A 25,673-nucleotide genomic window follows, 5' to 3' on the forward strand; every position below is an offset into this window, starting at 1 on the left:
TCCTTCTCCCTACCCCCTCACCACTGCGCGATGTTCACCTTGCGCATCTTGGGTTGTCTGCGTGGGGGTGAGACGCCGCTGAGCATGATCAGGCGGGCGGCGCGGTGGCGCTGGCCCGCGTACGGGGTCAGGAGTTCCAGCATGTCCTCGTCCGTCGCGTCCCGGTTGGCAGCGAGGGCGTAGCCGACGATGCCGGGCAGGTGCAGGTCGCCCGTCGTCACCTCGTCCGGGGCGCCGTGTGTGCGCTGGACCGTCTCGGCGGAGGTCCAGGGGCCGATGCCGGGGACCAGTTCGAGGCGGGCGCGGGCCGCCTTCGGGTCCATGTCCGCCGCTTCCTGGAGGCGGCGGGCCACCTTGGCGGCGCGGAGGATCGTCGAGGCGCGCTTGTTGTCGACGCCTGCCTTGTGCCACTCCCAGGACGGGATCAGGGTCCATGTGCGCGGGTCCGGCATCACGCGCATCCGTAGCTCTTCGCCCGCCGGGCCCGGGGCCGGTTCGCCGTACTTGGTCAGGAGCAGGCGCCAGGCTCGGTACGCCTCGTCCGTCGTGACCTTCTGTTCCAGGATCGACGGGATCAGGGATTCGAGGATCAGGCCGGTGCGGGTCAGGCGGAGGCCGGGGCGGCGGTGGGCGGTGCGGGCGAGGAGGCGGTGGCGGGGCTCGAACGGGGTGGGGTCGTCCGATTCGCCGAGCAGGTCGGGGAGTTGGGACATGAACCAGTCGGATCCCGGGCCCCAGGTGCGGGTCTGGATCGTGCCGTCGGGGTTCTCCGTGACGCGGAGGGTGGCGGGGCCGTCCGGGGTGCGGCTGGCGCGCCAGATGGAGCCGTCCGGGGTGGTGCGGAAGGTGGGGTCGGCCGGGCCCCTTCGCAGCGGGCCGAGGGTGAGGCCCAGGTGGAAGGGGGTTTCGGGGGCGTATCGGCGGCCGGCCACGGGGTCCTTCGGGTGGGGCGGGTGGGGTGGGTGCGGGGTTCGAGGGTAATGGGGTTTCCTCCCCCAGCCCGCCCCTTCCCGAAAGTGCCCCTGCGGGGCGCAGTGGCCGGCGTCACGGGGCGCTGCCCCGGACCCCGCTGCTCAATCGCCGCAGGGGCTTGAACAGTTACTGGTCCGACGAGAAGCGGACGGAGGCCGGGGGAAGGGTGGCGTTGCACCAGATGCGGATGCCGGACTGGAGTTCGTTGTCGGCGCCCACGTGGGCGCCGTCGCCGATGACCGCGCCGGTGACGGTGGTGCGGGCGCCGATGCGGGCGGCGGTGCCGATCAGGGAGTCGGTGATCACCGCGCCGGGTTCGACGACGGCGTCCGGGAGGACCGTGGAACCGGAGACGCGGGCGCCCTCGCCGATGGTCGCGCCCTCGCTCACGACCGTGCCGTCGGTCAGCTTCGCGTCCGGGGCGACCCTGGCCGTCGGCAGGACGAGGCGGTCACCGCGGCGGCCGGGGACGGCGGGCGACGGGGCGCGGCCCATGACCAGGTCGGCGGAGCCGCGGACGAAGGCCTGGGGGGTGCCGAGGTCGAGCCAGTAGGTGGAGTCGACCATGCCCTGGAGGTGGGCGCCCGCGGCCAGCAGGTCCGGGAACGTCTCGCGTTCGACCGAGACCGGGCGGCCCGTGGGGATCGTGTCGATGACCGAGCGGCGGAAGACGTACGCGCCCGCGTTGATCTGGTCCGTGACGATCTCTTCGGGGGTCTGGGGCTTTTCGAGGAAGGCCGTCACCCGGCCCGTGGAGTCCGTGGGGACCAGTCCGTAGGCGCGCGGGTCCTCCACGCGGGAGAGGTGGAGGGAGACGTCGGCGCCGGTCGTCTCGTGCTCGTGGACGAGTGCGCCGATGTCCAGGCCCGTCAGGATGTCGCCGTTGAAGATGAGGACCGGGTCGTCAGGACCGGAGCGCAGGTGCGAGGCGACGTTGCGGATGGCGCCGCCGGTGCCGAGGGGCTCGACCTCGGTGACGTACTCCAGGTGCAGTCCGAGGCGGGAGCCGTCGCCGAAGTAGGGCTCGAAGACCTCCGCGAGATAGGAGGTGGCCAGGACGATGTGGTCGACGCCCGCGGCCTTGGCGCGCGCCAGCTGGTGCGTGAGGAAGGGCACGCCCGCCGCCGGGACCATCGGTTTCGGCGTGTTCACCGTGAGTGGCCGGAGTCTGGTGCCCTTGCCGCCGACCAGGAGGATCGCTTCTGTCACCTGTCGTCTCTGCTTCCTGCTGGGGCCGGCCGAACTGTCTTTCGGCCGGCCAGTGTATGCAGACCGTGCGAGGCGCCCAGGCCGGCCGGCGTCAGCGACCCTGGAGATGGGCGGAGCTGCTGCGAGCGCTGCCGAGCTGGTTGTAGAGACGGCGTCCCGGACAATCGGTCGCGAATCCGTCCCGGTGCCCGGAGATCACCTTGAGTCGTACATTCTTTCCCTTGCGGTAGAGATTGCCACCGCCCGACTTCAGATATGTCGTTCCGCGTGGATTCGCGCCGTACAGGCCGAGCTTCCAGGCCGTGAGGCGGGCGATGGCCCGGACGGCGGCGGCGGGCGGGTTTGAGCGGCTGTACGAGCCCAGGACCGCGACACCCATGCTGTTGGTGTTGAAGCCGAGGGTGTGCGCGCCCATGACCGGTTTGGACACCCCGCCGGCCCGGCCTTCGTAGATGTTTCCGCACTTGTCCACGAGGAAGTTGTAGCCGATGTCACGCCAGCCGCTGCTCTTGACGTGGTAGCGGTAGATACTGCGGATGACGGAAGAGGCTTGCGAGCAGCGGTAGTTGTTGCCGGAAGCACTGTGGTGGACGAAGGCCGCCTTGACGGTTTTGGTGTAGGCGAACTTCCGCTCCCGGAGTTTCTCGTTGGCGCCCCAGCCCTTGCGCGTGATGATGCGCGGGCGCGGGCCGACGAACGGGCGGGAGACGGCCGACTGCTTCTGGGCCCGTGCCTCGGTCTGTTCCTTGGTGAGCGCGGGGATGACGCCGGTCGCGGCGCCCTCGGCGCGGGCGCCGCGCGCGGGTTCCTTGCCGGGGTCGACGAGTTCGAGGCGGAGGCCCTTGGGGAGGGTGGCGGGTTCCGTGGCCCGGGAGGTGTCGGAAGCATCGGAGTTGTTGGGGGCGTCCGGCTTGACGCGTACCTCTACGCCGTCGCTGTCGCCGACCCAGAGCGGGGCGGTCGCGCCGTGCAGGCGGCCGGAGGCGCGTTCCGGTGCCTCCAGGTCGGGGGCGTCGTCGTTGTGGGTCTCCACGTCCTGCCAGGCGGACCAGTCGGTGGTGTTCGTGGTGCGGGTACGTACTTGTACGTGGCCGTGGAGTTCGGCGTCCGGGTCGTCCCAGACGACGCCGACGAGGGAGAAGGGGCGTACGTCGCGGCGGGTGAGCCCCTGCCCGGTCGGGGTGGGGGTGCCGGAGGCGCGGGTCGATCCGCCGCCGAGGGGGTCGAGGGGGAGGGACTGGGTGCTGCCGGGAACCCCTTCGCGCGCCGGGGCCGGCGGCGCGGCGTGCGAGGCCGTGGGCAGGGTGAGCGGGAGGGCGAGGGCGGCCGCGCAGGTGACGCCGACGGAGGAAGCAAGGAATCCACGCATGCGCACGATCGTGTGCGGGTTGGGGTTGGTCGGCCATCGGGGTGGGTCATACGGGTGTGCGGCGGGGCCGTTCCTGCGTCACGGGGCTCTGCCCCGGACCCCGCTGCTCAATCGCCGCAGGGGCTTGAAATGCCGGGCCCCACCGCCCGGGCGCCGCAAGGACTTGACCTACCGGACCCCACCGCCCGGGCGCCGCAAGGACTTGAGCGGCGCGTACGCTGAGCCGCGTGAATGTTGCGCCGCGCACTCCCGCCGACCTCCTCACGGCCGCCCTCGCCGCCGACCCGGGAAGGCCGCTCGTCACGTTCTACGACGACGCGACCGGGGAGCGCGTGGAGCTGTCCGTGACCACGCTCGCGAACTGGGTGGCCAAGACGGCCAACCTGTTGCAGGGGGACCTGAACGCCGAACCCGGCGACCGCGTCGCGCTGTTGCTGCCCGCCCACTGGCAGACCGCGGTGTGGCTGCTCGCCTGCTCGTCCGTCGGTGTCGTCGCCGACGTCGACGGGGACCCGGCCGCCGCCGACCTCGTCGTCAGCGGCCCCGACACCCTCGACGCCGCCCGCGCCTGCTCCGGCGAGCGGATCGCGCTCGCGCTGCGGCCGCTCGGCGGACGGTTCCCGCAGCCGCCCGAGGGCTTCCTCGACTACGCCGTGGAAGTGCCGGGCCAGGGCGACCGGTTCGCGCCCTTCTCCCCCGTCGACGCCGACGAGCCCGCGCTCGTCGTGGCGGGCGCCGAGTGGACGGGCGCGGAGGTCGTCGAGAAGGCCGCCGACGACGCGACCGCCCTCGGCCTCACCGGGCCCGGGTCCCGGCTGCTGTCCGGACTCGCGTACGACAGCTGGCAGGGGCTCGCCGCCGGGCTCTACGCGCCGCTGGCCACCGGCGGTTCCGTCGTGCTGTGCCGCAATCTGGACCGGCTCGGCGAAGAGGCGCTGGCGGGGCGCGTGGAGAGCGAGCGGGTCACCGCGACCGCCCGCTGACCCCCGCGCCGAGTCCCGGCTGAATCCCCCTGCGGGAAACTCCTAGCCCGTTCGGCTCAGCTCCCCCGGCCCGTCGCCGCGACGGGGTCCATGGTCGTAGGTACGCCTACGTTTCCATGAGGGGGACCTGTACGTGACCGACTCCGCTGCCACGCCCCCGGACCCCGGGCCGGCCCACGGTTGCTCGCCCACCGGAGCGGGGCGCGCCCGGCGGCGCCGGAGATGGCTGCGGTACACGGCGGTCTGCGCGGCGTTCCTGGTGCTGGCGGCGGGCGGCGTCGGCTGGGCGGCGTACAACAGGCTCAACGGGAACATCACCGAGGACCAGGACACCGCCGCCGAGCTCGCCCGCTACGAGAAGGAACGGCCCACCGTGCTGGCCGAGGGGGCGCAGAACCTGCTGCTCATCGGCTCCGACTCGCGGGCCGGGAAGAACGGGAAGTACGGGCGCAACGACGGGACGCAGCGCTCCGACACCACGATCCTGCTGCACATCGCCGCGGACCGGAAGAGCGCGACGGCCGTCTCGTTCCCGCGCGACCTGATGGTCGACGTGCCGACTTGCCGGGAGCGGAACGGGGACCGGCACGACGCGATGTTCGCGATGTTCAACTACGCCTTCGAGGTGGGCGGTTCGGCCTGCACGATCCGTACGGTCGAGAAGGTGACGGGAGTTCGGGTCGACCACCACATGGTCGTCGACTTCGAGGGCTTCAAGGACATGGTGGACGCGGTCGGCGGCGTGACGGTGTGCCTGGAGCGGCCGATCGACGACAACGACGCGCATGTGCGGCTGGCCTCGGGCACCCACCATCTGAACGGTGAGCGGGCCCTGGGCTACGTACGCGCCCGCAAGAGCCTCGGCAACGGCAGCGACACCGACCGGATGGACCGTCAGCAGCGGTTCCTCGGCGCGCTCGTCAAGAAGGTGCAGAGCAACGGCGTGCTGCTGAATCCGGCGCGGCTCTACCCCGTGCTCGACGCCGCCACCTCCTCGCTCACCACCGACCCCGGGCTCGCCAGCCTGCGCGGGCTCTACGACCTGGTGCGCGGCATGCGGAACATTCCGGCGGAGAAGGTCCAATTCCTGACGGTCCCCCGCGAGTCGTACGTAGAGAACGCCAATCGGGACCAGCTCGTCCAGCCCGCGGCCGACCGGCTCTTCACGCACCTGCGCGAGGACACCCCGGTGAAGGTCGCCGAACAGCCGTCCGCGGACGCGGGATCGGACACGGAAGACGAATACGGCACCAACGGCGAATCAGACGGATACTCGGACGGATACGACGAGGGTGACGAGTACGGCGGGGGTGACGAGTACGGCGGAGGTGGCGAGTACGGCGCGTACGGCGGCAGCCCCGGCGCCACCCCCGCCCCCACCTTCCGCGGCAGCACCGCGACACAGGCCTCCTGCGACTGAATCCCGCCCCGTCTCCCCCTCCCAACCGCCCCTGGGTAAAGCGGAAGTCATCAGTTGACTCACAGGTTCAAAGAAATGGTCCGTATTGCCCAGTTGTAGGGGAGTGGAATTTGTCACCGTCCTCGCTTGACGCTGAACTGGGCGGATAGTGTGAGCGATCCGGTGCACCCGGCCATGCTTGCGAGCCGGTCGCGCACTACTGACCGACTTGACCGGGCGCCCGCTTTGAGGGGGGTGGGGCGCCGCGTGGCCCCGACGGAGGACACAGACAACCGTGGACGCGCAAGGCCGTGGGCGGGCTGAGGACATCGACCCCGCAGACCAGTGGGTGCTCAACCCCCAGACCGGTGACTACGAACTGCGACTGGCCCCTTCCGCTGGGCAGTCGGCGGTGCCAGGCCCCCGCCGCGCCGCCCCGCGCGGCAACGGCGGCAGGGCCGAAGGCCGCAGAGGCGACGGCGGAAGCCGGCGCGAGGTGCCCCCGCAGCGCAGACGACGCGCCCCGCAGCAGTCGCAGGACCAGGGCCCCGGGCGCAGGCGTTCGCGCCAGCCGCTCAAGAAGAGGAAGTCGCGGGCCAAGAAGATCCTGCTGTGGACGGCGGGCGGCATGGCCATGGTCGTCGTGGTGGGCGCCGGTGCCGCCTACTGGTACTGGGAGCACCTCAACGGCAACATCACCGCGCAGGACGTGGTCGGCGCCAAGAACGGCTTCGCCAAGGACGAGGCGATCAACATCCTCGTCATCGGCACCGACAAGCGCACCGGCAAGGGCAACGGGGGCTACGGCGACAAGGGCAGCGTCGGCCACGCCGACACGAACGTGCTGCTGCACGTCTCCAAGGACCGTACGAACGCGACCGCGTTGAGCATTCCGCGCGACCTGATCGTGGACGTACCGGACTGCCAGGTGAAGGACAAGAACGGCTCGCTCAAGACCATCAAGGGCACGCCGAACGTCCGCTTCAACACCAGCCTCGGGCAGGACGACCGCGACGCGGGCTGCGCCATGAAGACCGTCAAGTCGGTCACGGGCATCCAGCCCGACCACTTCATGATGGCGGACTTCAACGCGGTGAAGACGCTGTCCAGCGCCGTCGGCGGGGTCAACGTCTGTGTCGCCAAGGACGTCAACGACCCGGACTCGCACCTGAAGTTGGACGCGGGCACGCACAATCTGCAGGGCGAGCAGGCGCTGGCGTTCCTGCGCACCCGGCACAGCTTCGGCAACCAGGGCGACCTGGACCGGATCAAGGTGCAGCAGCAGTTCCTCGGTTCCCTCGCGCGCAAGATGAGTTCGAGCGACACGCTCACCAACCCGCGCAAGCTGACGAGCCTCGCCGAGGCGGCGACGAAGGCGCTCACCGTCGACCGCGGCCTCGGCAGCCTGAACAGCCTCAAGGACCTGGCTCTTGAGATGAAGAAGGTGCCGCCGAAGAACCTGTCGTTCACGACGGTGCCCGTGGTCGACAACCCGGCGGAGCCGACTCCGGTGACCGTCGTCGTCAACAAGCCCGCCGCCGAGCCGGTGTTCAACGCGATCAAGAGCGACGTCTCCCTCACGGAGACGAAGAAGAAGGCGAAGGAGAAGGAGGCCGCGAAGCTCAAGGGCCCCAAGGCCGCCGCCTCCGAGGTCCGCGTCAACATCTACAACGGCAGCGGCACGACGGGCGCCGCTCAGGAAACTCTCACCGAACTGCAGAACAATGAGGGCGTCCTGAAGTCGAGTCAGATGGGCAACAAGCCGCATCAGGCGAAGACGAGCCTGGAGTACGCGCCCGACCAGGCCGACCAGGCCCGGCGGCTCGCGGACATCATGGGCCTTCCGGCGTCCGCGCTGAAGGAGGGCAAGAGCGAGACCAACGATCAAGGCTTGCCGGCGATGACACTCGTCCTCGGCGGCGACTTCAAGGGTGCGGGGACACCCGTCGACGGGGCTTCGGCAAAGGCGCCGGACGTCGACAAGACAACGGCGGACAAGGCTGTCTGCGCCAAGTGACCAACCTTGGCCGCCCGTTGACTGTCTAAGTTACTGACAGGGCAGCCCGCTGGGCTGTCACAGCGGGGAGGGCGGGCAGGACATGGGGCGAAGCACCGTGCGCGGGGAGCGCTCACGGAGGCCTGCCGGACGGGGCGAACCACCGGCCCGGGCAGCGGACTTGGGCTGGGACGACAGCCTGTACGAGGACGCTCCCGGCGCCTCCGGGGACGACACGGACGGCCGCGGCAGGTCCGCCCGCGGCAGGCAGCGCGCCGCCGTCCGGCCACGCCGCCGCAAGCACCGGATACTGCGCTGGACCGCGAGCATCGTCGCGCTCCTGATACTCGGCACGGCGGGCGCCGGCTACCTCTACTACCGGCACCTGAACGGCAACCTCAAGACCGGCAAGCTCAACCTCGGCGAGCACAAGGCCCCCGAGCCGACGCCGAACGCGGCGGGCCAGACCCCGCTGAACATCCTGCTGATCGGCTCCGACAGCCGGAACTCCAAGGAGAACCTGAAGCTCGGCGGGCACAAGCAGAGCGTCGGCTCCGCCCCGCTGGCCGACGTACAGATGCTGCTTCACCTGTCGGCCGACCGCAGCAACATGTCCGTGGTGAGCATGCCGCGCGACACCCTGACCCGGCTCCCCCAGTGCACCGACCCGGAGTCCGGCAAGGTGTACCAGGCGACGCTGAACCGGGAGATGGTCAACTCCTCGCTGGCGCGCGGCGGTCCGGGCTGCACGGTCGCCATGTGGGAGCAGCTGACCGGCATCCACATCGACCACTACATGATGGTCGACTTCTCGGGCGTGGTGTCGATGGCGGACGCGATCGGCGGCGTACCGGTCTGCGTCGACGCCAATGTGTACTCCCGCAACAGCGAGGGCGAGGGCTCCGGCCTGAAGCTGCGGAAGGGCACGACGTACGTCAAGGGCGAGCAGGCCCTGCAGTGGCTGCGCACCCGGCACGGCTTCGAGGACGGCAGCGACATCGCGCGCGCCAAGGCGCAGCACATGTACATGAGCGCGATGGTGCGCGAGCTGCGCAAGAACGCGACGTTCAGCCATCCGAACAAGCTGCGCACGCTCGCCGAGGAGGCGACGGACGCGCTCAGCGTCGACGAGGGCCTCGACACCGTCAAGAAGCTGTACGACCTGAGCAACGAGCTGAAGCGGCCCGAGCCGGACCGGATCACGATGACGACGATGCCGTTCGTGTACGAGGGTCCGCGCGTGGTGCCGAAGGCGAACGACGCCGACGCGCTGTGGCGCCTGATCCGTGACGACGTCGCGCTCGACGGCAAGGACAAGTCCAAGGACAAGGCCAAGAAGAAGGACAAGGGCGAGGGCGAGACGTCCGACGATCCGGCCGCGGCCGACGACCGGATCGCGGTGCAGGTGCGCAACGGCACCCGGACGGCGGCCACTCCGGCGGTGCCGGGGCGGGCCGCGCAGGTGGCGCAGGCCCTCACGGCCCAGGGCTTCACGCAGGCGGTCGCGGACCAGTCGCAGTCACTCGTCGAGGACAGGACGGTGATCCGTTACCCGTCGGCCGACCTGGAGGGCGACGCGCAGACGGTCGCCAAGTCCCTTGGTCTGCCGCTGAGTTCGGTGCAGACGTCGACGGACGTGTCCGGCGTGACGCTGATCGTGGGCGCCGACTGGAAGACGGGCACCGCGTACCCGAAGTCCGCGGACGACACGGACGACGAGGACGCGGGCAAGGCACTCGACAAGGAGCAGACGCAGAACGGCGCGGACGACTCCAAGTGCATGAAGGTGGAGCAGGGATACACCTGGTAGCGCGTACGAGCTGTCGTGCGTACGCATCGGGGGTCAGTTGACCGCGGGCTCCCGCCGTACGGCCGGGCGGCGCGAGGCGATGACCTTCTTCGCGAGCGATTTCGGGCTGGTGAGGAAGCCCCAGCCCCACGTCATGTGCATCGTGGCGAGCGCGACGGGGATCTGGGCGCGTGCCTTCGGCGGCAGCCCCTTGCCCGCGGGGATCGAGCCCGCGACGATCGCCGCGAGGTACCCGCCGGGGATCACGAAGCCCCACGGGGTGAGGGCGACGCCGACGACGGCGCCGGCCGCGATCGCGCAGACGGCGGTCGGCGGGGCGAGGTAGCGCAGGTTGATCGAGCCGGAGTGGAAGCGGGCGACGACGTGCCGCCAACGCCCGTAGTTCCGGTACTGCTTGGCGAGTTCCTTGACGCTCGGCCGGGGCCGGTAGGCGACCTTCAGGTCGGGCGAGAACCAGATGAGGCCGCCCGCCTCGCGGATCCGGAAGTTCAGCTCCCAGTCCTGGGCGCGGATGAACTCCTCGTTGTAGCCGCCGAGCTTCTCCAGGACCTCGCGCCGGAAGACGCCCAGGTACACCGTCTCGGCTTCCTGTGCGGCGCCGCCGGTGTGGAAGACGGCGTTGCCGACGCCGATCTTCGAGGTCATCGCGGCGGCGACGGCCTGCTCCCAGGCGTTGGTGCCCTCGGCGTGCATGATGCCGCCGACGTTCATCGCGCCGGTCTCCTCGATGAGGCGGACGGCGGCGGCGATGTAGCCGGGCGAGAGCGCGGCGTGGCCGTCGACGCGGACGACGACCGGGTGCTGGGAGGCCTTGATCGCGGCGTTCAGGGCGGCGGGGGTGCGGCCCGTCGGGTTCGGCACCGACCGCACGCCGGGGTGCTCGGCGACGAGCCGCGCGGCGACCTCGTCCGTACGGTCGGTGGACGGGCCGAGCGCGAGCACGACCTCCATCTCACCGTCGTACTCCTGCGCCAGGATCGCCTCGACCGCCTCCCGCAGATGCCGCTCCTCGTTGAGGATGGGCATGATCACGGAGACGGCCGGGAGGTGCTTCTCGGGGTTCGCGTTCATCCGGCGTCACGTTACCGCTAATGGGGGACACGGACGCGCGCCGCTGAGTCGCTGCCGCGGTCAGCCGATCGTATGGGCCTACGGTGCGGGGGCCTGTCCGGGGTTTCCCGCCGCGGGCAGGCCCCCGTCCCACGCCCACTGTCGCGGAGGTGTCCCCACGTGCCCACGCCGCCCCGCTCCCCCGGCCGTCCGCAACCCGCCCGTGGCCGTACTCGGCCGCCGCTGAGGAAGAAGTCCCGTTGGGCCATGCGGGCGGCGACCGCGCTCTCGGTGACCGTGCTCGCCGCGGCCGGCGTCGGGCACGCGCTCGTCAACGGCATCGACACCGGGATCAACCGCATCGACCCCTTCAAGGACATGAAGAACCGGCCCGCGCCGGGCGACGGCATGAACGTGCTGCTCGTCGGCACCGACGGCCGCGACAAGATCAGCGACGAGGAGCGCAAGAAGTACAAGCTCGGCGGGGCGCCCTGCCACTGCACGGACACCGTGATGATCGTGCACATCTCGGCGGACCGGGAGCGCGCGTCTGTGGTCTCCCTCCCCCGCGACTCGTACGCGGAGATTCCCGAGCACACGGATCAGAACAGCGGTGAGAAGCACCACCAGCACCCCGTGAAGCTGAACGCGGCGTACGCGGAGGGCGGGCCGCAGCTGACGCTGCGCACGGTCGAGCACATGACGAAGGTGAAGCTCGACCACTACCTGGAGGTCGACTTCACCAGCTTCATGAAGACGGTCGACGAGATGGGCGGCGTCGACATCTGCACGGCGACCCCGCTCAAGGACTCGTACACGGGGCTCGACCTGGGCGTCGGCACGCACAAGCTGAACGGCGGGCAGGCGCTCCAGTACGTACGGGCCCGGCATCTCGACGGGGCCGGGGACCTGGGGCGGATGCAGCGGCAGCAGCGGTTCATGGCGGCGCTGATCGCGAAGGCGACGTCCTCGGGGGTGCTGCTCAACCCGGTGCGGTTCCGCGATGTCGCTTCTACGATGCTGAGCTCGGTCCGGGCCGACAAGGGGTTCGGGACGGACGAGATGGTGGATCTGGCGCGGGCGATGCGGAACTTCTCGCCGTCGTCGTCGGAGTTCACGACCGTGCCGATCGGGGATCTCAGCTATCCCGTGCCGAACATCGGGTCGACCGTGAAGTGGGACGACAAGAAGTCCGAGAAGCTGTTCACGGCGCTGCGGGACGACAAGCCGCTCGCTCCGCACCGGCCGAAGGCGAAGAAGGCGGCGGTGGTGGATGTGCCGCCGGAGGACATTCGGGTGCAGGTCGAGAACGGGACGATGACCTCCGGTCTGGGGAAGAAGGTCGACGCCGCGTTGAAGGGGACCGGGTTTCGGACGACCGGGGCGCCGGTGAACGCGGACGACCGGACCGAGAAGCGGACGGCGGTGTTGTACGACCCGGGGTGGGACCGGTCGGCGAAGTCGTTGGCGGCGGCCCTGCCGGGGGCGGAGATGAGGCCGGTGGACGGGTTGGGGTCGACGTTGAAGGTTGTTGCGGGGGCGGACTATGGCGGGGTGCGGGGGGTGCGGGCGCAGGACGCCGACCCGGGGTCGTTCGGGGCGGTTACCGGGGACCAGGTGGTGTGTCCTTGACGTAGTCCGGGGTTGAGGACGCGGGGCGCTGCCCCGGACCCCGCTGCTCAATCGCCGCAGGGGCTTGAAAGATCGGGGCGCCGCCCCGGACCCCGCGCCTCAAACGCCGGCGGGGCTTGGATGTGGTCATTCGCCGCCGAAGCTTGGATGTGGTCGTTCGCCGCCGGGGCCGGAAAAGATCGGGGCGCCGCCCCGGACCCCGCGCCTCAAGCGCCGGCGGGGCTTGGATGTGGTCATTCGCCGCCGGGGCTTGGATGTGGTCGTTCGCCGGCGGGGCTGGATTTGCTCACCCGTCGGCGGGGGTGGGTTTGCTCGCACGTTGCCGAGGGCTAGATCGGCTCCGATTTGGCGCGCAGTTCCTTGATTGCGCGGCGGCGGGCCAGGCGGTGCTGGCGGCGGATCTGGGCCTCTTGGTAGCGGCGCCGGTCGCGGTCCGATTCCGGCTGCACCGGAGGGACCCCGCGGGGCTTGCCGTCGGAGTCGACCGCGGCGAAGACGAGGTAGGCGGAGCCGACCTGTTGGGCGGGGGTGGATTCGTTCCAGCGTTCGGCGAGGACGCGGACGCCGACCTCCATGGAGGTGCGGCCCGTCCAGTTGACCTGTGCCTTCACGTGGACGAGGTCGCCGACGCGGACCGGTTCCAGGAAGGCCATCTCGTCCATGGAGGCCGTTACGGCGGGGCCGCCGGAGTGCCGGCCGGCCACCGCGCCCGCCGCGTCGTCCACCAATTTCATGATCACGCCGCCGTGCACCGTGCCGAGGAGATTGGTGTCGTTGTGCGTCATGATGTGCGACAACGTCGTGCGGGAAGCGGAAGTCGGCTTGCCCGGAATATCCGATTCCGCGCCGTGGGCCTGGTCTGTCATGCCACCAACCTTATGCGCGCGCCGATTGTGTTAGCTCTGCAACAGCACTGGTGCGATTCGTCGTCAGGGCTTGTAAGGCAGGTATTCGCGCACTGCACACTGACCCCTATGAATGATTGGCCCGACGGGTGGAGCGACAGGCAGGGCGGCCAGGGCCGCGGCGGATACGGCCGTGGCAGCGGTAGCGCGCGCCCGGAAGGCGCCCGTGTCATGCGGCACGTGCAGCGTCCGGTGCCGCAGCAGCAGGCCTCGTACGACGGCGGCGGATACGGCTCGTCGTACGACGACGGGTACAACACGGGCCAGGTCTACGGCCAGCCGAGCCGTCGCGGCCGGGGCCCCGGCTTCGACGACGGTGACGACTACGGGCCGCCGACCGGCCGCCCGGTGCGCCCCCGCAACTGGGGCAAGCGCATCAAGTGGACCGTCCTGACCGTCATCTTCGTGGTGGTCGTGGCGAGCATCGGCACGTACTTCTGGGCCGACTCCAAGCTGCACCGGGACGTCGACCTGTCGAAGGTCATCAACCGGCCCGAGGCCGGGGACGGCACGAACTACCTGATCGTCGGCACCGACAGCCGCGAGGGCATGTCCGCCGAGGACAAGAAGAAGCTGCACACCGGCTCCGCCGAGGGCAAGCGCACGGACACGATGATGATCCTGCACGTGGGCTCGAACGGGGACACCCTCGTCTCGCTGCCGCGTGACTCGAACGTCGAGATCCCCTCGTACAAGGGCGCCGAGTCCGGCAAGACGTACCCGGGCACCGGGCGGCAGACGAAGCTGAACGCCGCGTACGCGGAGGACGGTCCGACGCTGCTCGTGCGCACCGTCGAGGCCAACACCGGGCTGCACATCGACCACTACGCGGAGATCGGCTTCGGCGGCTTCGCGAGCATCGTGGACGCGGTCGGCGGCGTCGAGATGAACCTGAAGGAGGGCTTCAAGGACAAGTGGTCCGGGGCCGACTTCAAGGCGGGCAAGCAGACGCTCGACGGGCAGCAGGCGCTCGCCTTCGTCCGTACGCGGCACGCCTTCGCCCAGTCCGACCTGCAACGCACCAAGAACCAGCAGCAGTTCCTCGGGGCGCTCGCGCACAAGGTGTCCTCGCCGGGGACGGTCCTGAACCCGTTCTCGCTGTACCCGACGATGGGCGCCGGTCTCGACTCGCTCACCGTCGACAAGGACATGGGGCTGTGGGACCTCGGCAAGATGTTCCTGGCCATGAAGGGCGTCAACGGCGGCGACGGCAAGTCCATGAACATGCCGACGTCCGGCTCGGTCGGCGGCAATCTGCTGTGGGACAAGGCCAAGGTCAAGCAGCTCGTCGAGCAGTTCAACAACGACGAGAAGGTCACCGTCACGAGCGACGAGTAGCGGTCGCACCGTGACCACCGCCCTCGTACTGGGTGCCGCCGGTGGCGTCGGCCGGGCCGTCGTGGCCCGGCTCGCCGCCGGCGGCGGTATGCGTGTCGTCGCGGTCGACCAGGACCCAGCGGTGCTCCAACTGGCGGATGCGAGCGCCGCGTTGGTGGGTGATGTCACCGAACCCGGCCTCCTCGCGCGGGCCTTCGAGGCCGCGGGTGACGAGCCGCCGTCCGTGCTCGTGCACGCGCTGCTGTACGAACTGCGGGCGCCGCTCGGCGAGTTGAGCCCGGAGCAGTGGCACAAGGTCTTCGACGTCGGGCTCGTCTCCGCCTGGCAGGCCGCCGCCGAGCTGGTGCGGCGCAAGGGCGAGGGGCCCGCGTCCGTCGTGCTCGTCGGCTCCGTGCACGCGCACGGCGCCGTGCCCGGCTGCGCCCCGTACGCCGTCGCCAAGGCGGGCCTCGGCGCGCTCGCCCGCGCGGCGGCCACCGAGTGGGGGCCGCTCGGCGTACGCACCAATGTGGTCGAGCCGGGCTTCGTCCCCGTCCCGCGCAACGCCCACCGGGTGCCGGACGACGCCGCCCGCGCCCGCGTCGCGGCGCACTACCCGCTCGGCCGCATCTGCTCCCCCGCCGAGATCGCCGACGCCGTCGCCTTCCTCGCCGGGCCCACATCCTCGTACGTCAATGGGGTCTGCCTGCCCGTGGACGGGGGCTATCTGGCGGTACTGCCGGAGGTCACACCCACCTCCTCCGACGCCCCATCAAGCCCCACCGCCGACCTATCAGGCCCCACCGCCGACCCATCAAGCCCCACCGCCGACCCATCAAGCCCCGCCGCCGACCCATCAAGCCCCGCCGGCGGCCTATCAAGCCCCGCCGGCGATTGAGGCGCGGGGTCCGGGGCAGAGCCCCGAGACGCAGGAAACGGATACCGCGCCCCATCCCGCCCCTGACACTCTGCCCCGATGGACCGCGAAGAGATCTCCCGCATCGCCCACACCGACCACCCCGTCAAGGCCCCGCTCGACGACGACTCCGTACGCGAGGTCCTGCGCCACGCCCTCCCTCGCGGCGACGAACGCGTCCTCGACCTCGGCTGCGGCCCCGCCGAATGGCTGCTGCGCGCGCTCGCCGAGCGGCCGGGGGTGCGGGCCGAGGGGATCGACCTGGACGCGGGCTCCCTGGCCGAGGCCCGCGAGCGGGCCGACGCGGCGGGCGTGGGCGGGCGGCTCGCGCTGCACCACGCGGCGGCCGAGGAGTTCGCGCCGGACAAGCCCTTCGACGCGGTGTTCAGCGTCGGCGCCGCGCACGCCTTCGGCGGGCTGCTGCCCACGCTCGCCGCGGCGCACCGGCACCTCGCGCCCGGCGGCCGGGTCGTCGTCGGCGACGGCTACTGGGAGGCCGAACCCACTGCGGAAGCGGTCGGGACGCTCGGCGACTTCGACGACCTGGCGACGACGCTCGACAAGGTGGCGGGGGCCGGCTGGACCCCGGTCGCGGCGCACCTCAGCACACGGCACGAGCTGGACGCGTACGAATGGTCCTGGCTCGGCTCCGTCGCGGACTGGGCGCTGGACCGCCCCGAACACCCCGACAGCGCCGGGCTGTTGGAGCTGGTCGCCGCGCGCCGCGACGAGTGGCTGCGCGGCTACCGGCACTGCTTCGGCTTCGTCTCCCTGGTGCTGCGCAGGACGCACGAGGGCCCCTGAGCCGTACCGTGCGGAGTACGGATCAGGGGCCCTCGCCCTCAGAGGTGGCGTGGCGCCACGGACTACGGCAGGTTGCGCGCCATGACGATGCGCTGGACCTGGTTCGTACCCTCGTAGATCTGGGTGATCTTGGCGTCGCGCATCATGCGCTCGACGGGGTAGTCACGGGTGTAGCCGTAGCCGCCGAGCAGCTGGACGGCGTCCGTGGTGACCTCCATCGCGACGTCCGACGCGAAGCACTTGGCGGCGGCGCCCTGGAAGGTGAGGTCCTTGTCACCGCGCTCCGACTTGGCGGCGGCCGCGTACGTCAGCTGGCGGGCGGCCTCGATCTTCATGGCCATGTCCGCGAGCATGAACTGGATGCCCTGGAAGTCGGCGATCGCCTTGCCGAACTGCTTGCGCTCCTGGACGTAGCCCTTGGCGTAGTCGAGGGCGCCCTGCGCGCAGCCGAGCGCCTGGGCGGCGATCGTGATGCGGGTGTGGTCGAGGGTCTTCATCGCGGTGGCGAAGCCGGTGCCCTCGGCGCCGATCATGCGGTCGGCGGGGATGCGGACGTTGTCGAGGTAGACCTCGCGGGTCGGCGAGCCCTTGATGCCGAGCTTCTTCTCGGGGGCGCCGAAGGAGACACCCTCGTCGCTCTTCTCGACGACGAAGGCGCTGATGCCCTTCGAGCGCTTCTCGGGGTCGGTGACGGCCATCACCGTGTAGAACTCGGACTCGCCGGCGTTGGTGATCCAGCGCTTCACGCCGTTGAGGATCCAGTGGTCGCCGTCGCGCACCGCGCGGGTCTTCATGCCCGCGGCGTCCGAACCGGCGTCCGGCTCGGACAGGCAGTACGAGAACATGCCGTCGCCCTTGGCCAGCGGGCCCAGGTACTTCTTCTTCAGCTCCTCGGAGCCGGAGAGGATGACGGGCAGCGAGCCGAGCTTGTTCACGGCGGGGATGAGGGAGGACGAGACGCAGGCGCGCGCCACCTCCTCGATCACGATGACCGTGGCGAGCGCGTCGGCGCCCGCGCCGCCGTACTCCTCGGGGACGTGCACGGCGTGCAGGTCGGCGGCCGTGAGCGCGTCGAGGGCCTCGCGCGGGAAGCGCGCCTCCTCGTCCACCTCCGCGGCGAACGGGGCGATCTTCGCCTCGGCGAGCGAGCGGATCGTGTCCCGGAGCATGTCGTGCTCCTCGGACGGGCGGTACAGGTCGAAGTCCGAGTTGGAAGCCGATCCGGCCAAGGTGTCTCACGCTCCAAGCGATGCTAATTACCGTTAAGTAACCCGAATTTTAGGTCTCGGCCCACGACACCGATACGTGAGCTACGCGACAACGTGGAAGTTGCCCGGTGAGGCGCCTTCACATGCCACGGCTATGCTCGGCAGCGCCCTGAAGCACCCACCCCTCTGGAGTCCCCGTTATGGCCCTCAAGATCACCGTGATCGGCACCGGCTACCTCGGCGCGACCCACGCCGCAGCCATGGCCGAGCTCGGCTTCGAGGTGCTCGGCCTGGACGTCGTGCCCGAGAAGATCGACATGCTCACGCGGGGCGAGGTCCCGATGTACGAGCCGGGCCTGGAGGAGCTGCTGCGCAAGCACGTCGCCGGGTTCGAGGGTTCGAGCGGGCGGCTGCGCTTCACGATGGACTGGGCCGAGGCCGGGGAGTTCGGCGACGTGCACTTCGTGTGCGTGAACACGCCGCAGAAGCACGGCGAGTACGGCTGTGACATGAGTTACGTCGACTCCGCCTTCGCCTCCCTCGCGCCGCACCTGAAGGAGGGCGCGCTCGTCGTCGGCAAGTCGACGGTGCCGGTCGGCTCGGCGCAGCGGCTCGCCGAACTCCTCCCGGGGAGCGCGGAGTTGGCGTGGAACCCGGAGTTCCTGCGCGAGGGCTTCGCCGTCAAGGACACGCTGCACCCGGACCGGATCGTGGTCGGCGTGACCAGCGAGCGGGCCGAGGCGCTGCTGCGCGAGGTGTACGCGAAGCCGGTCGGCGAGGGCACCCCGTTCATCGTCACGGACTACCCGACGGCCGAGCTGGTGAAGACGTCGGCGAACTCCTTCCTCGCCACGAAGATCTCCTTCATCAACGCCATGGCCGAGGTCTGCGAGGCGGGCGGCGGCGACGTAGCGAAGCTCGCCGAGGCGATCGGCTACGACGAGCGGATCGGGCACAAGTTCCTGCGCGCCGGGATCGGCTTCGGCGGCGGCTGTCTGCCGAAGGACATCCGGGCGTTCATGGCGCGCGCCGGTGAGCTGGGCGCCGACCAGGCGCTGACGTTCCTGCGCGAGATCGACTCGATCAACATGCGGCGGCGCGGGGCGATGGTCGAGATGGCGCGCGAGGCGCTGGGCGGCGGGGCGTTCCTGGGCAAGCGGGTCGCGGTCCTCGGCGCGACGTTCAAGCCGGACTCCGACGACGTACGCGACTCCCCTGCGCTGAACGTCGCCGGTCAGATCCACCTCCAGGGCGGCCAGGTCACCGTCTACGACCCCAAGGGCATGGAGAACGCGCGGCGCGTGTTCCCGACGCTCGGCTACGCGGACTCGGCCCTTGAGGCGGTGCGCGGCGCGGACATCGTGCTGCACCTCACCGAGTGGCGCGAGTTCCGCGAGCTGGACCCGGCCGAGCTGGCGAAGGCCGCCGCGAACCCGGTGCTCCTGGACGGGCGCAACGCGCTGGACGCGGGGCTGTGGCGGGCGGCCGGGTGGACGTACCGGGCGATGGGACGCCCGTCCGCGTAACCCGGCTCATCGACCGGCTACTTGGCGCGGTAGCGCCGCATCTTCGCCCGGGCCCCGCAGACCGCCATGTCGCACCAGCGACCGCGGCCCGCGGGGCTCCGGTCGTAATACGCCCAGTGGCAGTCGGCCGCCTCGCAGGCCTTGAGCCGGGGCCAGGTGCCGTCCCCGCGCGCCTGCGCGATGGCCGCCGCCACCCGCCCGGCGAGCGAGTCGCCGTCCACCGGTACCAGGCTCGCCGCGCCGTCCCGCTCGTCGACCGCGACCCGTAGCGGGCCCCGGGCGAGCAGTTCGCTCAGCGGGGTCACGGAGCGGTGCGGCGGGTGGCCCGCGTGCGCCAGGCACGCCGCGCGCAGCGACTCGCGCAGCTCGCGCGCCTTCTCGACCTCGTCGTCCGCCCCGATGCCGAGGTTCTCGCGCACCTCGGGCCGGTCCAGTGTGTCCTCGCCCGTCGTGATGTCGAGCAGCGTGTTGACCAGGGCCTCGATCAGGGCGAGGGGACCAGGGGCGGTCTGGCGGGCATTCATGGTTGCGACGTTACCCGCTATGGGGCAGCATGCAGTAACACCGAAGTTACCGGCTAAGCCAATGTAGAGGTAACACGAGGAGGCATCAGCATCATGCCCGTCGCACAATTCGGAGTCGTCGTCCTGGACTGTCCGCGCCCGCGCGAGCTGGCGGACTTCTACGCGGCCGTGCTCGGCGGCACCGTCACCGGGGACGAGGAGGGCTGGGTCGACGTCGAGGCGCCGGGCGGCCACCGCCTCGCGTTCCAGCAGGCGCCGGACCACGTGGCGCCGTCCTGGCCCGCGCCGGACGCACCGCAGCAGTTCCACCTCGACCTGACCGCACCCGACCTGGACGCGGCGGAGAAGGAGGTGCTCGCCCTTGGCGCCACCGCCCTCGACGCGGCGGACCGCTCCCGCAGCTGGCGGGTCTACGCGGACCCGGCGGGGCACCCGTTCTGCCTCTGCGCCTGCTGAGACCACAGGGGCTCCGGCCGGACGCCGGCCAGGGGCGGGGGCGGGGCCGGCGCGGAGGGTCAGTCCTTCGGCTCGTACGCGTCGAGTTCGCCGCGCAGCGTCTCCCCCGGCTCCGGTCGCTCGGCCGGTTCGAGGACCGCGTTCTGGAGGCTGACGAGCGGGTCGACGACGGGGCGCGCGTCGTACTCGATGCCGTCCTCGTCCTCGTAGTCGTCGACGCGGTCCCACGGGGGAATGACGAACGGGTACGACTTCCAGCGGTGGCGGCCCTTGGCGTCCGGGTGCACCTGCCACTGGGTGTTCCGGTGGCGGTTGTGCACCTCACCCAGATACCAGGCCGCCACCTGCAAGAACCGCTCGGCCTCCGCGCCCCAGAACTCCTCCTGGGTCCGGTACCGCTCCCGCACCGCCGCTTCAAGGCGGTCCAGGGACTCGGGGGAGAAGTCCCACACGCCGTCGACCTCCCGCACCCACTCGGAGAACCGCGACTGCTGCTCCGCCAGCCACAGCGGCAGCACGTCGTTCTCCAGGCGCAGCACGTCGATCCGGCGCGCCTCGCGCACGTCCTTGGTGCTCCAGTTCTCGCGACTCATGGGGCCACCGTAACGGCACAGCCGATCACTGGATCACGGCACGGTAACCACCTTGGGCAGGAGTGGTGTTGATCATCGGCAGAGATCAACTCCCGCGCCATCGCGAACACTTGAGCCCATAGTGTGAGACGGCTCTCCGGCGTCCCAGGACCATGGGGCCCCGGCGCCGGACGAGTTCGACGACGCGGGGCCCCTCGGGGGAATCACAAGTGAATCAATCCGTTCGGCGTGCCCCGTGGCGCGCGGTCCGCAAGAGCGCGCTGGCGCTCGCGTGCGCCACGGCCGTGGTCGTCACCGGCCTGCCCGCCGCGGCCGGCCCCGCCCAGGCCGCACCCGCGCCGCTCAAGCCCGGCAAACGCTGCGACGAACTGCACGGCCTGAAAAGCGACGGCCTCCGGGCGAAGCCCTTGCCGCCCGGCGACGCCAGCCGCGCCAAGGACCAGTGGGACCGCTACCAGTACGTCAACCCGGCCATGGCGTTCGACGGCCTCAGGCCCACCGCCGCGCAGATCAAGGCGGCCGGGGACAAGTACAAGAAGTACGGCCACAACGATCCCCGCCGGATCTACGCCCGCTTCAACAAGCAGAACAGGTGGAAGAACTTCGCCGACTACCTGACCAAGCAGTACATCCCCAACCACGGCAACGACCCGCGCGGCGCCGCCTTCGAGCGGAAGGTCGTCAAGGACATGGGCCTGGTCGGGCCGGACTGGATCTGCCAGAAGGAGGTGTACTTCAAGGACTTCAGGACCGGCAAGCGCTACAAGCGGGTACTGGACGCCTACAACAGGACGACCCGCGAGATCGTCGAGATCAAGTCCAACGGCAAGCCCAGCCCCAAGCAGATTCCCGCCGACAAGGCGTGGGCGCGCCATCCCGGCTGGCGGCAGTACAAGTACACCTTCGTCTTCGGTGAGAAGCAGACGAGCGAGGGCACCCGCTTCATGAAGTCCATGAAGCGGCTCGCCGGTGCGCGGCGCGTGCGGGAGTACAACTTCCACTCCGACCATGTCCCGCGCGCGCCCAAGTGGGCCGAGAAGGGCCCCTACCGCAAGAACTCGCCCCTCATGTCCCTGGGGAACGGCGTCAACACCGGCTCCCGCGGCGGCGGCAACGACATCATCGGCCAGTCGCCGAACACCGCCAAGGAATGGAAGCGGCAAAGCTCCCTCATCAGGTCCGGCGACACCGGTGGCCGCCTCCCCAAGGGGCCGGGCGGGGTCGACTTCACCAGCCTCGACCTGCGCTACATCGGCAAGCCGGTCAAGGGCAAGGGCCTCAACTACGCATTCAGCGCGCGGCAGTTGCCGGACGAGAACCAGGGCGGCTGGGGCGCGCAGCCCAGGGCCCGGCTCATCTCGGACGCCTTCTTCACCTGGCTCGCGCTCACCCCGGACAAGTTCTGGGTCAACCTCAACCCGGACCAGCCCGACCGGGTCATGGACGACACGTTCGCGTCCACCGACGCGGGCCGCGTGCTCCTGGAGTCGGACCTCCGGATGAAGCACGACTTCTTCAAGGCGATGGACCCCAAGACGGACCTCGGGAGGCGGTTCTGGGCCTCGCTGCCCCGGCAGAACGGCCGTCCCTGCTTCGCCGGGATCCGCAACTGGATCGAGCCCGAGACCGCCACGGTGCGCGAGCAGGACAGCGGCGTCCACATCCTCGACACGCCCCTGAAGCTGAAGTCCACGACCCAGGACTTCGCCACCCGGCCCGGCGGCGGCGAGGAGATCTGCCGCCCCGGCGAACTCCAGCGGCGGCAGGCGCAGGCGGTCATCGAGCGGATGATCGTCCCCGCGGTGGAGAAGACCATCAACACGGCACCGCAGTACGCGGACCTGCGCCGGGTCTACACCGCCCGGGTCGCCGCGGAGTGGATCCGCCAGCAGGACGCCAAGTCCCCCACGGACTACCACAAGTTGATCAACAGCAATGACGTGAAGCGGTGGCAGCTGCGGGCCCCGCACGAGAACTGGGACAAGGACGCCCTCTTCAAGAAGTACCGAAAGATCTTCACCGAGGGGGAGTTCCGCTACAACGTGGACACCGCCCGGGGCGTGCTGGTCTACATCGTGGGCGGCGTGGACTTCTCCAAGCAGCCCAAGCGCAACATGAACGGGCTCCGGTTCCAGGTCGAGCACCGCTACGCGCCTCGCACGGCGAAGATCGCCGTCGATGCCATGACCGACGACGCCGACAAGGACGGCTTCGTGATGCTCGGCGGCAACACCGCCGGCGAGTCCACCGGCACTCCCCCGCCGACCGGGCCGCGGCCGACCCCCGCCCCGACGCGCAGCGCCAAGCCGGCCCCGCCGGCCGAGCACACCCCGACCCCGGCACCCAGCACCCCGGCACCGGGCCACGACCAGCCGTCCGCGCCGTCCGGCAAGCACGACGGAAACGGCGGGCTGGCCAATACCGGCACGCAGATCGGCCTCGTCTCCGCGCTCGCCGCGGCGCTCCTGGCCGCCGGACTGATCCTGGCCCGGGTGAAGCGCCGGCGCGACGCGCAGGGCTGAGCGGCGCGCGTGCGGTCGAAGTGGGGCCCCGGACCTCGGCTACGAGTCGAGGTCCGGGGTCGCCGTCGACGGGCCGCGGCGTTGGCGGGCGGCACGGGACACGAACTCCGTGCTGCGCAGCACCCGTTGGACGTTGCCCCAGGTGAGCAGGGCGAGGTCGGTGTCCGGCCAGCCGCGGCTCTGGAGTTCCGCGATCAGGGCCGGGTAGCCGGCGGCGTCGGTGAGGTGTTCGGGGTGCGCGTCCCCGGTGTCGTACGTCCCTGACAGGCCCACCGACTCGGGGCCCGCGACGCGGCGGACGTGGTCGACGTGATCGGCGACGTCCGCCAGGGCGGGCCCCGTGCGGTCCGCCGAGCACGGCACCAGGCAGAGTCCCGCGTTCTCGCCGAGTGCGGTGAGGAGTTCGTCCGGGACGTTGTCGGGGTGGTGGTTCAGGGCGTGGGCGCCGGAGCGGGTCATGACGGCGGGGGCCTTCGAGACGGCGAACGCGCGGGTGGCGGTGGCGGGCGAGGCGCCGGTGAGGTCGATGAGCATGCCGAGGCGGTTCATCTCCCGTACGACCTCTTCGCCGAACCGGGTCAGTCCCTCGTCCCCGGACGTCCATGACGTGCCGGTCAGCGTGAGGGCGATCAGGCCGAGGGCGTGCAGGCAGCGCAGTGTGCCGAGGGAGTCCGCGGTCGCCGTGGCCGGGGCCGGGCCGATCAGGACGGCGATACGGCCGTGGGCGCGGGCGTCGGTGGTGTCGGAGACGCAGCGGGCGAGGCGGAGGTCCTCCGGGTGGCGGGCGACGACGTTGGTGATCAGGTCGAGCTGTTCCAGGGCGGTGGTGACCGGGGCGTCGGGGGCTACGTGTGGTGCCCACAGCTGTGCGCCGGTGCCGCCTGCGCGGAGCCTCGGCAGGTCGACCTCCACGGAGCTCTCGCCGAGTTCCAGGTCGTACCAGGGGAGGGTGCGCAGCACCTGCGGGAGGCCGCAGTAGCCGTCGGCGACGGGGTGGCGGGCGAGGAGGTCGTGGGCGGCGGTGGTGTCGGGCTGCGACGGGGTTGCGGCCGCGGGGCCCTGCCCCGGACCCCGCGCCTCAATCGCCGGCGGGGCTTGATTGGCCGGGCCCCTGGCCTCGACGGGGGTGTTGAGGTCGTCCTGAAGGTCGGCCATGGAGGGCTCCGGACGTCGGTGGGGCGGCGTTCGGACCACCGTGGCACGGGGCGGGGGCGGGGTCTCGGTGAGCGGTGCCGTTCGGGTGGGCGGGCGGACGGCACCGCCACGCGGCACCGGTCCCCCGCGGAGCGCTACCCGTCCAGTTGCGCCAGCGTCGCGTTCGACGGGCCCCGGCGGAGCCGGAGGTCGGCGGCGGCCGATTCCGCGTCGCCGAGGACCCGGACCGCGTTGCGCCACGTCAGCTTGGCGAGGTCGGCGCGGGACCAGCCCCGGTCGACCAGCTCCGCGATCAGGTTCGGATAGCCCGAGACGTCGTCCAGGCCGTCCGGCGTGAACGCCGTGCCGTCGTAGTCGCCGCCGATGCCGATGTGGTCGACGCCCGCGACCTCGCGCATGTGGTCGAGGTGGTCGGCCACCGTGGCCACCGTCGCGACGGGGCGCGGGCGCGCCTCCTCGAAGGCGCGGTGCAGCTTCATCGCCTCCGGGGACGTGTCCAGGTGGTGGAAGCCGTGCGAGCGGAGGTTGTCGTCCGCGGCCGCCGTCCAGTCGACCGCCGCCTGGAGCACGAACTTCGGGACGAAGGTGGCCATGGCCACTCCCCCGTTCCCCGGCAGGCGCTCCAGTACGTCGTCCGGGATGTTGCGCGGGTGCTCGCACACCGCCCGGGAGGAGGAGTGGGAGAAGATCACCGGAGCTTCCGAGACATCCAGCGCCGCGCGCATCGTCGTCGCCGCGACGTGCGAGAGGTCGACCAGCATGCCCTCGCGGTTCATCTCGCGGACCACCTCGCGGCCGAAGGCCGAAAGCCCGCCGACGCCGGGCTCGTCCGTCGCCGAGTCCGCCCACGCGATGTTGTCGTTGTGCGTCAGGGTCATGTACCGGACGCCGAGTGCGTACAGCGCGCGCAGCGTGGCGAGAGAGTTGTTGATGGAGTGGCCGCCCTCGGCGCCCTTGAGGGAGGCGATGCGGCCCTCCTTACGGGCCGCCTCCATGTCGGCCGCCGTCCGCGCCTCCCGCAGCTCACCCGCGTACCGGGCGATCAACTGGTCGACGCAGTCGATCTGTTCGAGCGTGGCGGAGACCGCCGCGTCGCCGGACAGGTCCGTGCGGACGTACACCGACCAGAACTGCGCGCCGACGCCTCCGGCCCGCAGCCGAGCCAGGTCCGTGTGCAGGTGGGCGCTCTGGTCGACGGCGATGTCGCGCGCGTCGATGTCGTACGTCACCTGCTCGCGCAGCGCCCACGGCAGGTCGTTGTGGCCGTCGACGACGGGGAACTCGGCGAGTATCGAGCGGGCTTCCGCGAGGGACGAGACGTTCATGT

21 protein-coding genes are annotated in these 25,673 nt (G+C 70.9%); 11 read left to right on the top strand and 10 right to left on the bottom strand.

Annotated elements, in window-relative coordinates:
* Positions 1–17 precede the first annotated feature (17 nt).
* From RBJ65_RS29225 to RBJ65_RS29235, 3 genes are all read right to left on the bottom strand, one after another.
* The gene (locus RBJ65_RS29225; RefSeq protein WP_306323756.1) at positions 18–932 is read right to left on the bottom strand and encodes a DNA-3-methyladenine glycosylase; all 915 of its coding nucleotides are present in this window, start codon (positions 930–932) and stop codon (positions 18–20) included.
* A gap of 166 nt (positions 933–1,098) precedes the next feature.
* Positions 1,099–2,181 (bottom strand): NDP-sugar synthase, encoded by a 1,083-nt coding sequence (locus RBJ65_RS29230; RefSeq protein ID WP_306323757.1) that lies wholly within the window; start codon positions 2,179–2,181, stop codon positions 1,099–1,101.
* 91 nt (positions 2,182–2,272) lie between these two features.
* Positions 2,273–3,550 carry a peptidoglycan recognition protein gene (locus RBJ65_RS29235; RefSeq protein WP_306323758.1) on the bottom strand — a complete coding sequence of 426 codons (1,278 nt, stop codon included), beginning with the start codon at positions 3,548–3,550 and terminating at the stop codon, positions 2,273–2,275.
* Between the two features lie 227 nt (positions 3,551–3,777).
* Here RBJ65_RS29235 and RBJ65_RS29240 point away from each other — a divergent pair, with 227 nt between their 5' ends.
* The 4 genes from RBJ65_RS29240 (at position 3,778) to RBJ65_RS29255 (ending at position 9,738) form a co-directional block, all read left to right on the top strand.
* The gene (locus RBJ65_RS29240) at positions 3,778–4,533 is read left to right on the top strand and encodes a TIGR03089 family protein (RefSeq protein WP_306323759.1); all 756 of its coding nucleotides are present in this window, start codon (positions 3,778–3,780) and stop codon (positions 4,531–4,533) included.
* 133 nt (positions 4,534–4,666) lie between these two features.
* Complete coding sequence (locus tag RBJ65_RS29245; protein ID WP_306323760.1) at positions 4,667–5,953, top strand: LCP family protein; 1,287 nt, start codon at positions 4,667–4,669, stop codon at positions 5,951–5,953.
* Positions 5,954–6,227: 274 nt separating this feature from the next.
* Positions 6,228–7,949: an LCP family protein gene (locus RBJ65_RS29250; protein ID WP_306323761.1), complete on the top strand. Its 1,722-nt coding sequence runs from the start codon at positions 6,228–6,230 to the stop codon at positions 7,947–7,949.
* An 82-nt stretch (positions 7,950–8,031) separates the two neighbouring features.
* Complete coding sequence (locus tag RBJ65_RS29255; RefSeq protein ID WP_306323762.1) at positions 8,032–9,738, top strand: LCP family protein; 1,707 nt, start codon at positions 8,032–8,034, stop codon at positions 9,736–9,738.
* A gap of 33 nt (positions 9,739–9,771) precedes the next feature.
* On the opposite strand, the gene RBJ65_RS29260 is transcribed toward RBJ65_RS29255, so the two are convergent.
* Positions 9,772–10,809, bottom strand: a complete 1,038-nt coding sequence (locus tag RBJ65_RS29260; protein WP_306323763.1) for a glycosyltransferase family 2 protein — start codon at positions 10,807–10,809, stop codon at positions 9,772–9,774.
* Between the two features lie 246 nt (positions 10,810–11,055).
* On the opposite strand from RBJ65_RS29260, the gene RBJ65_RS29265 reads away from it, so the two are divergent.
* Positions 11,056–12,420: an LCP family protein gene (locus RBJ65_RS29265; protein WP_306323764.1), complete on the top strand. Its 1,365-nt coding sequence runs from the start codon at positions 11,056–11,058 to the stop codon at positions 12,418–12,420.
* A 329-nt stretch (positions 12,421–12,749) separates the two neighbouring features.
* Here RBJ65_RS29265 and RBJ65_RS29270 read toward each other — a convergent pair whose 3' ends face one another.
* Complete coding sequence (locus tag RBJ65_RS29270) at positions 12,750–13,286, bottom strand: acyl-CoA thioesterase (RefSeq protein WP_306323765.1); 537 nt, start codon at positions 13,284–13,286, stop codon at positions 12,750–12,752.
* A 108-nt stretch (positions 13,287–13,394) separates the two neighbouring features.
* Between RBJ65_RS29270 and RBJ65_RS29275 the strand changes: the two genes are divergently transcribed.
* The 3 genes from RBJ65_RS29275 (at position 13,395) to RBJ65_RS29285 (ending at position 16,362) form a co-directional block, all read left to right on the top strand.
* Entirely contained in the window at positions 13,395–14,663 is a 1,269-nt protein-coding gene (locus RBJ65_RS29275) for an LCP family protein (RefSeq protein ID WP_306323766.1), read from the top strand.
* A gap of 10 nt (positions 14,664–14,673) precedes the next feature.
* Complete coding sequence (locus RBJ65_RS29280) at positions 14,674–15,540, top strand: SDR family NAD(P)-dependent oxidoreductase (protein ID WP_306323767.1); 867 nt, start codon at positions 14,674–14,676, stop codon at positions 15,538–15,540.
* A 78-nt stretch (positions 15,541–15,618) separates the two neighbouring features.
* A complete protein-coding gene (locus tag RBJ65_RS29285; RefSeq protein WP_306323768.1) occupies positions 15,619–16,362 on the top strand; it encodes a cyclopropane-fatty-acyl-phospholipid synthase family protein in 744 nt (247 codons plus the stop codon).
* Positions 16,363–16,424: 62 nt separating this feature from the next.
* On the opposite strand, the gene RBJ65_RS29290 is transcribed toward RBJ65_RS29285, so the two are convergent.
* Positions 16,425–17,591, bottom strand: a complete 1,167-nt coding sequence (locus tag RBJ65_RS29290) for an acyl-CoA dehydrogenase (protein WP_306323769.1) — start codon at positions 17,589–17,591, stop codon at positions 16,425–16,427.
* A 179-nt stretch (positions 17,592–17,770) separates the two neighbouring features.
* Between RBJ65_RS29290 and RBJ65_RS29295 the strand changes: the two genes are divergently transcribed.
* Positions 17,771–19,096 (top strand): UDP-glucose/GDP-mannose dehydrogenase family protein, encoded by a 1,326-nt coding sequence (locus RBJ65_RS29295; protein ID WP_306323770.1) that lies wholly within the window; start codon positions 17,771–17,773, stop codon positions 19,094–19,096.
* 17 nt (positions 19,097–19,113) lie between these two features.
* On the opposite strand, the gene RBJ65_RS29300 is transcribed toward RBJ65_RS29295, so the two are convergent.
* Positions 19,114–19,620 (bottom strand): CGNR zinc finger domain-containing protein, encoded by a 507-nt coding sequence (locus RBJ65_RS29300; protein ID WP_306323771.1) that lies wholly within the window; start codon positions 19,618–19,620, stop codon positions 19,114–19,116.
* A 93-nt stretch (positions 19,621–19,713) separates the two neighbouring features.
* Between RBJ65_RS29300 and RBJ65_RS29305 the strand changes: the two genes are divergently transcribed.
* Positions 19,714–20,076: a VOC family protein gene (locus RBJ65_RS29305; protein WP_306323772.1), complete on the top strand. Its 363-nt coding sequence runs from the start codon at positions 19,714–19,716 to the stop codon at positions 20,074–20,076.
* Positions 20,077–20,135: 59 nt separating this feature from the next.
* Here the strand turns inward: RBJ65_RS29305 and RBJ65_RS29310 are convergent, their stop codons facing one another.
* The gene (locus tag RBJ65_RS29310) at positions 20,136–20,669 is read right to left on the bottom strand and encodes a hypothetical protein (RefSeq protein ID WP_306323773.1); all 534 of its coding nucleotides are present in this window, start codon (positions 20,667–20,669) and stop codon (positions 20,136–20,138) included.
* A 209-nt stretch (positions 20,670–20,878) separates the two neighbouring features.
* Between RBJ65_RS29310 and RBJ65_RS29315 the strand changes: the two genes are divergently transcribed.
* Complete coding sequence (locus tag RBJ65_RS29315; protein WP_306323774.1) at positions 20,879–23,191, top strand: hypothetical protein; 2,313 nt, start codon at positions 20,879–20,881, stop codon at positions 23,189–23,191.
* A 39-nt stretch (positions 23,192–23,230) separates the two neighbouring features.
* On the opposite strand, the gene RBJ65_RS29320 is transcribed toward RBJ65_RS29315, so the two are convergent.
* Positions 23,231–24,346 (bottom strand): dipeptidase, encoded by a 1,116-nt coding sequence (locus tag RBJ65_RS29320; RefSeq protein ID WP_306323775.1) that lies wholly within the window; start codon positions 24,344–24,346, stop codon positions 23,231–23,233.
* A 134-nt stretch (positions 24,347–24,480) separates the two neighbouring features.
* Positions 24,481–25,671, bottom strand: a complete 1,191-nt coding sequence (locus RBJ65_RS29325; RefSeq protein ID WP_306323776.1) for a dipeptidase — start codon at positions 25,669–25,671, stop codon at positions 24,481–24,483.
* Between the last annotated feature and the right edge of the window lie 2 nt (positions 25,672–25,673).

Source organism: Streptomyces sp. KL109B (assembly GCF_030766935.1).
GTDB lineage: Bacteria > Actinomycetota > Actinomycetes > Streptomycetales > Streptomycetaceae > Streptomyces.

Coding starts and splice junctions, on each gene's coding strand:
- RBJ65_RS29235 (WP_306323758.1), bottom strand. CDS start 3,550: ATGCGTGGATTCCTTGCTTCCTCCGTCGGCGTCACCTGCGCGGCCGCC.
- RBJ65_RS29255 (WP_306323762.1), top strand. CDS start 8,032: ATGGGGCGAAGCACCGTGCGCGGGGAGCGCTCACGGAGGCCTGCCGGA.
- RBJ65_RS29260 (WP_306323763.1), bottom strand. CDS start 10,809: ATGAACGCGAACCCCGAGAAGCACCTCCCGGCCGTCTCCGTGATCATG.
- RBJ65_RS29265 (WP_306323764.1), top strand. CDS start 11,056: ATGCGGGCGGCGACCGCGCTCTCGGTGACCGTGCTCGCCGCGGCCGGC.
- RBJ65_RS29270 (WP_306323765.1), bottom strand. CDS start 13,286: ATGACAGACCAGGCCCACGGCGCGGAATCGGATATTCCGGGCAAGCCG.
- RBJ65_RS29275 (WP_306323766.1), top strand. CDS start 13,395: ATGAATGATTGGCCCGACGGGTGGAGCGACAGGCAGGGCGGCCAGGGC.
- RBJ65_RS29285 (WP_306323768.1), top strand. CDS start 15,619: ATGGACCGCGAAGAGATCTCCCGCATCGCCCACACCGACCACCCCGTC.
- RBJ65_RS29295 (WP_306323770.1), top strand. CDS start 17,771: ATGGCCCTCAAGATCACCGTGATCGGCACCGGCTACCTCGGCGCGACC.
- RBJ65_RS29300 (WP_306323771.1), bottom strand. CDS start 19,620: ATGAATGCCCGCCAGACCGCCCCTGGTCCCCTCGCCCTGATCGAGGCC.
- RBJ65_RS29305 (WP_306323772.1), top strand. CDS start 19,714: ATGCCCGTCGCACAATTCGGAGTCGTCGTCCTGGACTGTCCGCGCCCG.
- RBJ65_RS29310 (WP_306323773.1), bottom strand. CDS start 20,669: ATGAGTCGCGAGAACTGGAGCACCAAGGACGTGCGCGAGGCGCGCCGG.
- RBJ65_RS29320 (WP_306323775.1), bottom strand. CDS start 24,346: ATGGCCGACCTTCAGGACGACCTCAACACCCCCGTCGAGGCCAGGGGC.
- RBJ65_RS29325 (WP_306323776.1), bottom strand. CDS start 25,671: ATGAACGTCTCGTCCCTCGCGGAAGCCCGCTCGATACTCGCCGAGTTC.